The following is a 12027-nucleotide window of genomic DNA, read 5'->3' on the forward strand; positions in this document are numbered from 1 at the left end:
AATTTGTAAATTTTTATAAGTTTGATTAATAACGCTGTCTAAACATTCTTTTAAATAATCTTGTACATTATATATTGGTATGACTACGCCGACTGTTTTCATTTGCTTCCTTATTGTAATTTTTTAAAATTAATTTTTCTAGAGTCTTTAAAAAAATCTTTAGGATTAAAAAATAATTTCCTTGCTAAGCGATAAAATTTAGTTTGAGAAATTATACTTTGAATAAAATTCAAACCTAAAAACTTCAAAATTATGGAAAAAATTCTTATAGTTTTCAACTCATACAAATAAGGTTTATAAACAAAAGATTTTAAAGAATAAAAAACTTTATCACAATCTTTTATTGTTAATAATTTTTTTTTGTCAAAAATCACTTGATAAAAATCTCCATTAGATTTACAAAAACTATAAATTTCATTTCTTAAATAATAAATAAATTTATACAAATCTATTTCTTTGTTAATTTTTAATTCTTTTATAAAATCAGTAATCTTTTGTCTTTCTTTGGAATCCAAAGAGTAAAAATAAACCTTCGTTTCATCAATTTGTAATTTTGTTAAATTAATATCCCAATACTTTCTTTCATAAAAATTATCCATATTTTTATAAAACAACCAAGAATTTGAAAAAAGCCCTGTATTAAAATATAAAATCTCAAAACTACTTAAAATATCTTTTATGTTATCACTAATTTGCAATTTTATATCCAAAAAAATTTTGTCAAATTTCTTTTGTTGCAAATAATCTCTAATTTCCTCTTTACTTTTATCAATCAATTCATCAAGGGTTTTATAAGTAAATTCGCCTAAATAGACACTTAAATCTTGAAAATCATTTATCTCTTTTCCAATAACTAAAATTTTAATATTTTTTGCACTAGCAACTTGTAAAGGCTTTATGGAATAATCTTTGAAATTTTTCAAGTGTTTATAAAATAATTTATGATTTTCATGTTTTTTACTCATATATCCATTTTGGTTTGGCTCTGTATGCCAAAAATGATACATATAAATTCCATAAAAACAAGCTTCATAGCCTAATAAAGAAAACCAAGAGCGAAAGCCTTTAAAATTTTTAAAATTCCAATTTCTAGAATCATAATTTAAATTAAAAGGCATTTTTTCAAATTTTACGCAAGATTTTAAAACCCTAATAAAAAAATCAAAGTCTTCATAACCGTGTCCTATAAATTTTTCATTATTTCCACCTAATTTTAAAAATTGATGTTTATTTATAACGATAGTTGAAGTAGAACTAGGAGCAAAAAATTTTACTAATGAATTTTTTCCGCTGATTAAATCATACTTAATAATATCATCCCATAATTTTTCTTCCTCTTTATAAATCTTATCACTTCCTTCCTTAGTTAGATACACTACAGGTAAAACCAAAATTTCATTAATACATTGTGCAATATTTTTAATCTTAATAAGATTTAAAATCTTTTCTAGAGAAAATGAGCTAACATAGCAATCAACATCTAAAAACATAATCACTTGAGCATTAGCAAAACAAGCACCCAAATTTCTACATTTTCCCTGAGAAAAAAAATCTTTTTGACTCTCGTCCTTTAAATAGATATGACCATTTTCTTCTATAATTTGTTTTAAATTATTTTTTAAAGAAGAATAACCCTCAACAAAAATATATTCTATTTTTTCATCACTTTTCACAAGAGTAGCTTTTTGTATAACTCTATCTTTTATATAGCTTCTTTCCTCGCTTAAACCAAAAGGAATGATAATAGATAAAGTTGGAGACATGAATCACACGTTTCCTATAGCATAAAGCTGGATAACTCCCACTACTTTGCCATCTTTTTCAACAACAATTTCTTTAATCTTGTGTTTTAACATCAATTCTTCGGCCTCACTTGCCATAGCGTCTGCATCGATAACTTTTGGATTATTGCTCATAATCTCTTTTGCCTTAAAATCAAATCTTGGCTTATCATTTGCTTTTAAAGCACGACGCAAATCCCCATCAGTAATAATTCCAACCAATTTTTCATTTTCTACAACTATACAAAGTCCTAATTTTCCACTAGTCATCACATCAACAAGATCATTGAATTCAGTATCTGGCTGCACCATAGGAAGATTATTTGAAACCATAAGATCTTTTACTTTTGTTAAAAGCTTACGTCCTAAACTTCCTCCTGGATGAAAAAGTGCAAAATCATCGGGTTTAAAATTTCTTATTTTCATCAAAGCTGCAGCCAAAGCATCTCCCATAACTAAAGTTGCAGTCGTAGAGGACATAGGAGCAAGTTTAAGCGGACAAGCTTCTTTTCTAACTGAAATATCCAAGCAAACATCCGCTTGTTTTGCTAAAGTAGAATTTAAATTTCCTGTCATTGCTATAAGGGTTATCTTTCTTCTTTTGATCACAGGGATAATTTTTAAAAGCTCTTCAGTTTCACCTGAATTTGAAATAGCAATCAAAATATCTGTTGGAGTCATCATGCCAAGATCACCATGCAAAGCCTCACCTGGATGGATGAAAAAACTAGGAGTTCCGGTACTGGCTAAAGTTGCTGCGATTTTAGCGCCTATATGGCCTGATTTTCCCATACCACTAACTATACATCTTCCTTGAGTATGAAAAATAAAATCCACTGCCTTATTAAAATTCTCATCTAAATGAGAAGCTAAGTCAGATATAGACTTAGCTTCTATTTTAAAAACTTCTTTTGCAATTTCAATTGCTTCCATAAAAACAACCTTTAAAGATTTAAAACAACATTTGTCGCAACAGCAACTTGATAAAGAATTTGAGTTAACATACTGAAAATTTGTAAATTCTCACTTTCCACCTTAGGTAAAACCAAAATAGAATCACCAGGATGCATGCTAACACCTCCGTTGTATTTTTCTGCTTTACCATTATTGCGTATAACTAAGATTTTAGAAGTATCTGCTCTTTCTCCATAACCTCCAGCAAGATCGATATAATATTTTAAATTCTCTCCTTTATTATATACAAAAGCACCTGGCAAAGATACTTCACCTTGAACAATCACGAGATTGTTTTTGCTTGGAACATTGACCACATCTCCATCTTCTAAAATTACTGACTTATATGATTTTGGATTGTTAATAACAATTTGTCCCTTAGGCTCAACTTGCTTGGCTCTTTGTATAAATTCAAGAATTAATTTTGCTTGTTCAGCCCTAATAGCAGCTCCTTGAGAAGTTACAGAAGAACTAGTCAATGCCAAGGTTTCAAGTTCTTTAAGTTGTGCGTTGATAAGTTCTTTTTGAGTTTTAGCAACTGATTTTCTAAACACTTGCAAAGCATTAGTATCAGATTGTCCATTAAACATAATAAGTCTTGAAGCATCTTCTAAAGTAGTTCCTTTTTTAACGACTAAAGTCTTAAGTCCGCTATGTTCACCATTGACTGTTATGGTGATATTTTTAGAAACATATTCTGGATTAAATTGTACTTCATCGCCTGTTCGTAATAAAACTTTAGAAAATTGCATTTTATTATATGCATTAACGCTAAGTTTATGATCTTGCTCATAGCTTTTTACGACTGCATTCGTTACTATAGATTTTGCTCCAGCTACACGTGCTAAATCACTTAAAGTTTTTATATCATTTGAAAGTTCAAAACGAAAAGGTCTTTGAACATCTCCATTTACAAAGGCATAATTTTGCACATTGCCAACTAAAATAACATCACCGCTTCTAAAAGGAAAGAGATCCATTTGTCCTTTAAGTAAAAAATCATATAAATCAATATTTTTGATCACATGATTATTTCTTAAAATTTTTATATCTCGAAAACTTCCATATTCTAAATTAATTCCACCTGCTTTATCAAGATACTGAATCACAGAATCTGAGCTTAATCCTTGATAAAGCCCTGGAGCATTGACACTTCCTGTAACAAAAATACTAACATTTTGATAAGCATTCATATCTGCATACACAAAAACATTACTTTTATAAACTTTACCAATATATGCTTTAATCACACTTACAAGAGCACTATTTTTTACACCCAATAAATTTACAGCTCCAACTTTTGGGATAAAAATATTGCCTTGAGAATCTACTACTAAAATTCTTTCAAATTCTACAGCTCCCCAAATTTTAAGACTGATTTGATCTCCTACTGCAATCTTATAATCTGGATTATAAACTCTTTGCGTATAATTTTTAAAATTCCCATTAAATAATTGATATCCAAAAACAGGCACTTGAATATCTGTATTATCCTTTGTGCTATTTTGAAGAATATTTTGTTTGTCTGTACTAAAATTTTGATCCAAAGACGATGTATCATTTTGATTTTCTGCAGCAGTAATTTGCGAAATATCGACCGCTGCAAAAGAAAAAACAGATAAAACTAAAAATAAAATTATTTTTTTCATTAATATTTATGCTCCTCTATGATCATTTTAGCAAATTTAATAATTCCATACAATAAAGATAAAACCATAAAAGCAGTTAAAATATCATAAATTCTCTCTGGGTATTTTGCAATTTGTGGCTTACTAGGATTTTGTATCACAACAAGTTGTTTAATCTTTCTCAATGCTTCTATTCTAGCGCTTTCATAGGCTTTTAAAGCCGCTTCATAAGCTTTCTGTGTAAAATTTGCTTCTATGGTTAAGTCTTGAAATTTAGCTGCAAGATTATTTAACTTTTGAGAAGGATTGTTGGCTGAAATTTTAGATTTTTCTTTAAATAATTGTTTTTTTAATGCAATAATTTCAGCTTTTAAAGTTACAATCTCTGGAGCTGTGTCATTCATATAGCTTTGCAAACTCAAAAGCTTAGCTTCTTTTTGTGCCAAATTGGCCTCAATTTCAGAAATCAATTTAGCCTTGTTTTCAGCTTGTTTCAAGGGATCAAAAACTCCATATTTATTTTGAAAAGCAATTAAATCGTTTTGAGCTTTTTGAAATTTTTCTTTAAATTTCAAAACCTCACTCTCTGCAAAAGTCATTTGTTCTCTTGCTGCTTTATGTGAAATTTCATTGACAAATTTCTCACTTTCCTCCATAATAGTTTTAGCAATCAAATAAGAAGATTCTGGAGTAAACCCTTCTACTTCAACATTTAAAAGACCTGTTTTATCGTCTGTATAAATTTTAATACGATGCTGATAATATTTTAAGAAGGTTTCATTTGAGCTTGATTGCCATAGCTTATAAAATAAATCTAAATACTGATCGCTATATAACTCTTTAATATGAATTTTTTGATCTAATAAATTGAGCATATCAGAAGAGTAAATATAACCTTTAAGATACTTTATATCATCTCCAGCAGCAGATGTAGCAGAAAGCAAAGATAAAATTCCATTTGTTTGATCGCTTGCTCCATTTGTTGCTCTTACATCCAAAACCATAGTGGTTACATAACGAGGTGCTGCAATTAATGTATAATAAATTATTACAAAAATCATTAAAAACCAAACGATTTTAAAAGAATCAAATATGCTTAAATCTTTTATTTTCCCTAATAATGTTTTATTTTCTTCCATTAAGCTTTTCCTTGATATACAGCTATACCTTCATCGACATCATCGTAGACAGTTATTTTGCCATTTTCCATAAAAATAATTTTATCACACCATTCTTTAATTTCGGTTATATTATGAGAAACCATAATCACTTTTGATTGACTTAATCTTTCTCGATAAAGCTTCACACTTTTTTCTCTAAAAGAAGGATCACCTACAGCACCTGCTTCATCAATTAAATAATAATCAAAATCAAATGCCATGCTAAGTCCAAAAGCAACCCTAGCACTCATACCAGAAGAATAAGTTTTCATTGGTTCATCAAAAAATTTTCCAAGTTCTGCAAAATCTTCTACAAATTGCACTTTTTCACGCAACTTTTTTCCCCTATAACCATATACCCTTGCTACAAATTTGGCATTATCTCTTGCAGTTAAAGAACCTTGAAAAGCCCCATTTAAACCTAAAGGCCACGATAATTTTTTATTGGTAATTATTTTGCCACTATCTGGAAGTTCAGAGCCGCTTAAAAGCTTCATAAGAGTTGACTTTCCTGCACCATTCTTACCCATTAAGCCTATACTGCAATTTTCAGGAAATTCGAAATTAAAATCTCTAAAAACGTAATGCCTTCCACCGCTAAATAAAGGATAAGATTTCGTAAGGTTTAAAAGTTTTATCATTCTCTTCTTACCGCCGTTAAAGCTTGTCTATTGTGATAGTAAAAAAACAAACCTATAAAAAGTGTGACACTGATGCAAAAAATAGGATAAGTGTAAGTGTATTCTCCACTTATTGGATAATTATCAAAAAAATTATATCTTAAAAGCTCCATAATATGAAGTAAAGGATTATAATAAAGCATATCCAATAGAGCTCTAGGTATAAGCCAAGTTGGAAAAATAATACCCGATATCCAATAAAAAATAATACTAAAATAAGCTAATAAAGTTCTTAGAGGTTCAAAAAAATGCCAAATAATAGCAAAACAAATCCCCAAAGAAAAACCTGAACAAAAAAGCAAAAATACACAAAAAGAAACGTCTAAAAAATTCTTTGGTAAGATTTCTAAGCGAAAAAACCAACCAGCAAAAAATAAAACCACAACAAAAATAACAAAATAAATACAAAATTCAAGCAAAGCTCTAGCAATAAAAACATGTATCGGTTTAACAGGCTTATAAGCAAATAAAGCTAAATTTGCTCCTATGCCATTCATAAGTTGAGTTACTATGCTTCTAAACATAAAATAAGGCATAATGCCAGAAAGTAAAAACATAAAAATAGAAATTCCTTCGGGCATTACTTGATGATGATATTCTCTAATTAATGTTCCTATAATAGTAACTACTAAAATAATAGACATGGGCTCACCTACAACCCAAAGATAACCTAAATGTCTATTAGCACCGAATCTGGTTTTTAACTCTCTAAAAAAAAGAGCATAAATAACATTTAACATTAAAATTACCATATTTCCTAAATAAAATATTATTAATTATTGTAAACTATAATTTTAACTCGTTTTTGTAAATAATATTTTAAATCAAAAAATCAAATCATTTTCTAAAGAATTCCAACTTTTTAGAAAGACCTAAAGTATTATCTGTTAATTTGGCCCAAATTAAATCAAGAGCATATATTTTAGCACTCCTGTCAAACCTTGCAAAAGAAAATTTAGAAAAATACATCTTTTCTTGCTCTTCATTTGCGCATTTAAATTCTGCCTTTGCTTGAATTCCTTTTAAAAAAGCAATTTTGTTTTCTTTGGCTATGTTAACAGCTACATTAGGATGAGTTAAAGCAAGCTTAATATGTTTAGTATTTTCATATGAAGCTATAATAAAAGCAAGATTTTTTTCATCAAAAACATAAAAGGCACTTGCGGTATAAACACCGGTATCATCGATCATTGCCCATGATAAAAGTTGCTCTTTTTTTATAAAATCCAAAATTTTTTCATCCATAATTTGCAAATTATACTCAATAAAATTTAAAATCAGCCGATATAATATTAAAGAATTTAATAAGGAGTTGTTTATGCAAATTGATGCAAGTAAAAATCAGAGTTTTTCTATGGATTACACAACAAAAAGTGGCAAACATTTAAGCCTTTCAATGTATGATAATCAAAGCGTAGGTTATAATGACGAAGATGGAAAACATTTAAGTTTAAAACGCCAATATGGATTTAGTTTTACTTTTGAAGGTTCTAAACTAACTCAAAATGATTTAGATGAAATCAACAATGCTATGAAAGACGTTGAGCCTATGTTACAAAATTTCTTAGCTAACTCAAAGGTTGGAGAATTAAAACCAAAAGAAATTATCCAAACCGCTATGCAAATTGCTGATGTTTTACCAACTCCAAAAGATGAAAATCATAAAAACGCTATTGCAAGCAATTTAACCAATAAACTTGATAGCTTATTAAAACAAAATCAAACAAACAACAAAGACACAAATACTTCTATGCTAGAAGATAGTAAAAAACTTTTAGATGAAATTTTAGAGCAAATGAAAAAACAACTTGAAAAACAACAAGAACAAAATAATGAAAACAAACAAAAAGAAAAAGATGGATTAAATCTTTACGCTTAATTTGAATTTTTATTTTATAATTATTCTAAAAAATTAAGGTAAGTTTTGTGAGAAGTGTAAAAATTTTAGAAGATATGCTAAAACTCCAGCAAAAGCTTAATGACGAAACTAATGGTCTTGGCTGGGAAGAAGGTTATACCAAAGAAGGAAAACTCATTAGCTGGAGACGTTGCATTTATATGGAATGTGCCGAATTAATCGATTCTTTTACTTGGAAGCATTGGAAAAATATTTCAAATCCTACAAATTGGGAAAATGTTCGTATAGAAATTGTTGATATTTGGCATTTTATTCTCAGCCTTTTACTTGAAAATAAAAAAAAAGGTCAAGATTTCAATCTTTTTGTTACTGAAATTGCTTCAATTAGTGAATTTAAGGATTTTTGCAATGAAGAAAACAGACCAAGTGATAACAAAAATGAAATCTACAATATTTTAAACGATATAGAATTTATTATCCATAAGTGTAGTGGATTTAGACTAGAATTAGATGAATTATTATCGGTTTATTTTACTTTAGCAATCAAATGCGGATTAAATTTGGATAGTCTTTATAAAATTTATATAGGTAAAAATGTTCTTAATATTTTTAGACAAGATCACGGATACAAAGATGGAACTTATGTAAAAAATTGGAACGGCAAAGAAGATAATGAAATTTTAAATGAAATTTTAAAAACAGAGCTTGATTATGAAAAAATTTATCATTGCCTAGAAGAAGAATATAAAAAAGTTTCCTTATGCAAATCTTAAAACTTTCTTTACAAGATTTTTTCTCGTTTAAATTTTTGAAATTTTCTTTTATCCCGCTTATATGTAGTATAATATTTATAGGAATTTTAGTTATCTTTGGTTTTTCTTTTTTGCTCGATTATTTTCATTCTTTATTTAGCGTTAGCGAAGATTCCTTTTGGGCTTGGCTATATGCTTTTCATTTTGTTCAAATTTTAATCACGATTATAAGCTTTTTATTTTCAGGTTTTATTGTCGTTTTTGCTTCAGTTTTCTTAGCACTTTTTATCACTTCTTTTCTGACTCCTTTTATCGTTAAAGAAATCAATCAAAAATATTATCACTATGAAAAAACAGATGAAATTTCAACCTTTAGAGTATTTTTTGAAATTTTTAAAATATTTATAAAATTTAGCTTATTTTTTATACTTTGCACCTTGGCTTTATTTTTGCCTTTTGTCAATCTTTTTGTTTATTATTTTGTTTTTTACTATCTTTTTCATAAATTATTGATCTTAGATATAACAAGTTCGGTTTTAGATCAACAAAATTTTAAAAGTTTTAATGCCAAATTTTCTCCTTTTGAATTTAAATTCAGCACCCTTTGTTTTTATCTACTTTCTTCTGTTCCACTCTTAGGACTTTTTTTGCAAGTATTTTTTGTTATATTTTTAACACATCTAAGTTATCAAAAAATTTTAAAACTTAAAGCTTGAAATTTCTATATTGTGATTATAAAGATAAGCTCTTAGTAATCTTGGAATCTTAGCTTTTCTACACTCTTCTTTAAATTTTTTTGGCAATTTTTCACAAAGCTCATAGTTAAAAACAAAAGCTTTATCATCTCTATAAGCTATAGCGATTTTTCCGCTAATAACACAATCACTTTTTAGCATTTGCACTCTTTGTTTTGCACTTGGAACTACTCCTTGAATTTTCAATGCTTTTGCGATCATGCTTTCTTCTTTAGGACAAATTAAAATCCCTTTAAAATTTTGTATTTTTTCAAAATCATAAATTTTTTGTTGATCTTTTCTTAGATAGTCAAAACTTCTTTTTAAGCCTTGAGAAAATTCTTTAACAAAAGAATTAGAAAATTCTTTTCTTATATAATTTCTAAAGTATTTTACATCATCATTGCTTTCATCGTTAAAATAAAAAAATTCATTCTCTTTTAAAAAATTTAAAATTTCATCTTTGCTTGTAAAAAGCAAAGGTCTTATGATATGATAACTTTGATATTTTTCAATTTCATTCATCCCTAAAATTTCTGCTAAACCTGCCCCACGAGAAAGCTGCATCAAAAACCATTCAAATTGATCATTAAGATGATGAGCTAATATAAGATGATTATAAGAATTTTCAAGACAAATTTGATTAAAAAAATCATAACGAAAATCTCTAGCTTCTTTTTCAAAATTGCCTTTGAATTTAGGAGCGGTTTTTATAAAAATTTTTTTTTGAAATTTTAAAGCAAGTTTTTTAGCCTCATTTTCTTCTTTATCACTATTTTTTCTAGTTTTGTAATTAATCAAGGCTAGATCAAATGAAATATTATTTTGCATTAAAAAATAAAAAAGCGCACTTGAATCACTCCCATAAGAAAAAGCGAGTAAATTTTTACCCTTTTTTAGCAATTCTAAAATTTCATGCTTAATTTGCATCGATTTTTCTTAAAGCCTTAGCAATTAATTTTTTATCCAAGCTTTGAGTGATCTTGCACTCATAAATTTGTCCCATTTCCAAATCACCGCATTCACTTTCATTGATAAGAATTTCTCCATCGATTTCCCTATCCCATCTTAAGTCTTTTCCTGCGATGAAAAAAGCTCCTTCGCTACTTTCTCCGATACAAACCACCAAACGTTTTTTATCCACTTCTTTTTCAAAACTTTTCTCTAAAACGTTATCAATGATTTTTTCAATTTTTTTAAGACGAGCATTGATCACTTTAAAAGGAACTTGTTCCATATCAAAAGCTGCCGTATCTTCTTCTTTGGAATAGGCAAAAACACTCACTCTATCAAAACCAAAATTTTGAACAAAATCACAAAGCTCTTCAAAATCCTTATCGCTCTCACCAGGGTGCCCTACAATAAAACCTGTGCGTAAAAAACTATCGGGTGCATTCTTCATTAAAGTGAGCATTTCTTTAAGTTTTTTTTGCCCCGCTCCACGCTTCATGATTTTAAGCATAGAATCGCTAATATGTTGCAAAGGCATATCAAAATAATTCACAAAAATTTTAGAAGCTATAATGCGTTTAATCAAAGCTTCACTCGCACTCGTTGGATAAAGATATAAAATTCTAGCAGCTCTTATACCTTCTATCTTTTCGATCTCTTCTATCAAGCAAATAAGCCCATCTTTTTGTCCTTTATCGAACAAATAAGAACTCGTATCTTGAGCAATAAATGAAAAATCTTTATAGCCTTTTTGAACCAAATCCTTAACTTCAGAAACAATAGTTGAAATTTCTCTTGATTTTAACTTGCCTTTAAAGCTTGGTATAGCACAAAATGAACATTTTTGATTACACCCTTCTGCGATTTTTATAAAAGCGTGAAAATTAGAGCCTGTAATCACTCTTTTTGTGTTTTCGTTTTGCAAATACGTTGAAGAAGAAAACAAATTTGTTTTTTTAAGTATCATCTCATCAATTCTTTCATAATCGGCCACACCGGTAAAAAGATCGACTTCGGGCAATTCTTTCATCAATTCTTCTTGATAACGCTGCATCAAACAACCCGTAACCACCAAAAGAGAATCTTTTTTTCTTTGTTCATGCAAATTTAAAATCGCATTAATGCTCTCTTTTTTAGCACTTTCTATAAAACCACAGGTATTGACAATCAAAACATCAGCTTTACTTGGATCATTACATAATTCATAAGCACTAAGACGCCCTAGCATAATCTCACTATCAACTAAATTTTTATTACAACCTAAAGACATTAGATAAAGTTTTGACATTTTTCTCACTTTTTTAAATTTTTAATTTTGTTTTTTTTTTTTTTTGATAAAATAAGCTCTTTAAAATTATAGCAAAATAATAATTAGGAAATTTTTTATGGATAAGAAAAATGTAGTTTTGCTTGATGGAAGCGCCTTTAGTTTTAAAAATGGAATTACGCAAGGTTTAAAAAATAAGGGAATGAATGTAAAAAATTTATCATTAGGTGGAACCGCTGCTTTACAAAATCTATATGAATTA

The 12027-nt window shown here is 28.3% G+C and carries 13 protein-coding genes; 3 read left to right on the forward strand and 10 right to left on the reverse strand.

Features of this window, described 5'->3' with window-relative positions:
• The 8 genes from CQA69_RS08225 to CQA69_RS08260 form a co-directional block, all read right to left on the reverse strand.
• On the reverse strand, nt 1-102 hold a 102-nt coding region (locus CQA69_RS08225), incomplete at its 3' end, for a glycosyltransferase family A protein (RefSeq protein WP_137621302.1).
• Between the two features lie 8 nt (nt 103-110).
• On the reverse strand, nt 111-1763 hold the full coding sequence (locus tag CQA69_RS08230; RefSeq protein ID WP_137621303.1) for a galactosyltransferase-related protein: 1653 nt from the start codon (nt 1761-1763) through the stop codon (nt 111-113).
• 3 nt (nt 1764-1766) lie between these two features.
• Nucleotides 1767-2714 carry a KpsF/GutQ family sugar-phosphate isomerase gene (locus tag CQA69_RS08235; RefSeq protein ID WP_137621304.1) on the reverse strand — a complete coding sequence of 316 codons (948 nt, stop codon included), beginning with the start codon at nt 2712-2714 and terminating at the stop codon, nt 1767-1769.
• 11 nt (nt 2715-2725) lie between these two features.
• Nucleotides 2726-4384 carry a polysaccharide biosynthesis/export family protein gene (locus tag CQA69_RS08240; protein ID WP_137621305.1) on the reverse strand — a complete coding sequence of 553 codons (1659 nt, stop codon included), beginning with the start codon at nt 4382-4384 and terminating at the stop codon, nt 2726-2728.
• Nucleotides 4384-5502: a capsule biosynthesis protein gene (locus tag CQA69_RS08245; protein WP_137621306.1), complete on the reverse strand. Its 1119-nt coding sequence runs from the start codon at nt 5500-5502 to the stop codon at nt 4384-4386. The genes CQA69_RS08240 and CQA69_RS08245 overlap by 1 nt, the downstream gene beginning before the upstream one ends.
• Nucleotides 5502-6164 carry an ABC transporter ATP-binding protein gene (locus CQA69_RS08250; protein WP_137621307.1) on the reverse strand — a complete coding sequence of 221 codons (663 nt, stop codon included), beginning with the start codon at nt 6162-6164 and terminating at the stop codon, nt 5502-5504. The genes CQA69_RS08245 and CQA69_RS08250 overlap by 1 nt, the downstream gene beginning before the upstream one ends.
• Nucleotides 6161-6943, reverse strand: a complete 783-nt coding sequence (gene kpsM / locus CQA69_RS08255; RefSeq protein ID WP_137621308.1) for a capsule polysaccharide transporter KpsM — start codon at nt 6941-6943, stop codon at nt 6161-6163. The genes CQA69_RS08250 and kpsM overlap by 4 nt, the downstream gene beginning before the upstream one ends.
• A 97-nt stretch (nt 6944-7040) precedes the next feature.
• Nucleotides 7041-7448, reverse strand: coding sequence for a hypothetical protein (locus CQA69_RS08260; protein ID WP_137621314.1), 408 nt, complete (start codon nt 7446-7448; stop codon nt 7041-7043).
• Nucleotides 7449-7521: 73 nt separating this feature from the next.
• On the opposite strand from CQA69_RS08260, the gene ciaI reads away from it, so the two are divergent.
• From ciaI to CQA69_RS08275, 3 genes are read left to right on the forward strand one after another with little or no spacing between them, the layout of a single operon-like run.
• Nucleotides 7522-8082, forward strand: a complete 561-nt coding sequence (gene ciaI, locus CQA69_RS08265; RefSeq protein ID WP_137621309.1) for an intracellular survival protein CiaI — start codon at nt 7522-7524, stop codon at nt 8080-8082.
• Nucleotides 8083-8129: 47 nt separating this feature from the next.
• Nucleotides 8130-8834: a dUTPase gene (gene dut / locus CQA69_RS08270; protein ID WP_137621310.1), complete on the forward strand. Its 705-nt coding sequence runs from the start codon at nt 8130-8132 to the stop codon at nt 8832-8834.
• Nucleotides 8822-9529, forward strand: coding sequence for an EI24 domain-containing protein (locus tag CQA69_RS08275; RefSeq protein ID WP_137621311.1), 708 nt, complete (start codon nt 8822-8824; stop codon nt 9527-9529). The genes dut and CQA69_RS08275 overlap by 13 nt, the downstream gene beginning before the upstream one ends.
• On the opposite strand, the gene tilS is transcribed toward CQA69_RS08275, so the two are convergent.
• Together tilS and rimO are read right to left on the reverse strand one after the other, a co-directional pair.
• A complete protein-coding gene (tilS, locus tag CQA69_RS08280; RefSeq protein WP_137621312.1) occupies nt 9512-10477 on the reverse strand; it encodes a tRNA lysidine(34) synthetase TilS in 966 nt (321 codons plus the stop codon). The two genes, CQA69_RS08275 and tilS, sit on opposite strands and share 18 nt — an antisense overlap.
• Nucleotides 10467-11786 (reverse strand): 30S ribosomal protein S12 methylthiotransferase RimO, encoded by a 1320-nt coding sequence (gene rimO, locus CQA69_RS08285; RefSeq protein ID WP_137621313.1) that lies wholly within the window; start codon nt 11784-11786, stop codon nt 10467-10469. Before rimO ends, tilS begins: the two co-directional genes overlap by 11 nt.
• Nucleotides 11787-12027: the final 241 nt, after the last annotated feature.

The organism is Campylobacter estrildidarum (assembly GCF_005406205.1).
Taxonomy (GTDB): domain Bacteria; phylum Campylobacterota; class Campylobacteria; order Campylobacterales; family Campylobacteraceae; genus Campylobacter_D; species Campylobacter_D estrildidarum.

What these genes read in the sequence shown, in the direction of transcription:
- tilS (WP_137621312.1), bottom strand. Translation starts at nt 10,477, where the DNA reads ATGCAAATTAAGCATGAAATTTTAGAATTGCTAAAAAAGGGTAAAAAT.
- CQA69_RS08235 (WP_137621304.1), bottom strand. Translation starts at nt 2,714, where the DNA reads ATGGAAGCAATTGAAATTGCAAAAGAAGTTTTTAAAATAGAAGCTAAG.
- CQA69_RS08260 (WP_137621314.1), bottom strand. Translation starts at nt 7,448, where the DNA reads ATGGATGAAAAAATTTTGGATTTTATAAAAAAAGAGCAACTTTTATCA.
- ciaI (WP_137621309.1), top strand. Translation starts at nt 7,522, where the DNA reads ATGCAAATTGATGCAAGTAAAAATCAGAGTTTTTCTATGGATTACACA.
- CQA69_RS08245 (WP_137621306.1), bottom strand. Translation starts at nt 5,502, where the DNA reads ATGGAAGAAAATAAAACATTATTAGGGAAAATAAAAGATTTAAGCATA.
- kpsM (WP_137621308.1), bottom strand. Translation starts at nt 6,943, where the DNA reads ATGTTAAATGTTATTTATGCTCTTTTTTTTAGAGAGTTAAAAACCAGA.
- rimO (WP_137621313.1), bottom strand. Translation starts at nt 11,786, where the DNA reads ATGTCAAAACTTTATCTAATGTCTTTAGGTTGTAATAAAAATTTAGTT.
- CQA69_RS08240 (WP_137621305.1), bottom strand. Translation starts at nt 4,384, where the DNA reads ATGAAAAAAATAATTTTATTTTTAGTTTTATCTGTTTTTTCTTTTGCA.
- CQA69_RS08230 (WP_137621303.1), bottom strand. Translation starts at nt 1,763, where the DNA reads ATGTCTCCAACTTTATCTATTATCATTCCTTTTGGTTTAAGCGAGGAA.
- CQA69_RS08250 (WP_137621307.1), bottom strand. Translation starts at nt 6,164, where the DNA reads ATGATAAAACTTTTAAACCTTACGAAATCTTATCCTTTATTTAGCGGT.
- CQA69_RS08275 (WP_137621311.1), top strand. Translation starts at nt 8,822, where the DNA reads ATGCAAATCTTAAAACTTTCTTTACAAGATTTTTTCTCGTTTAAATTT.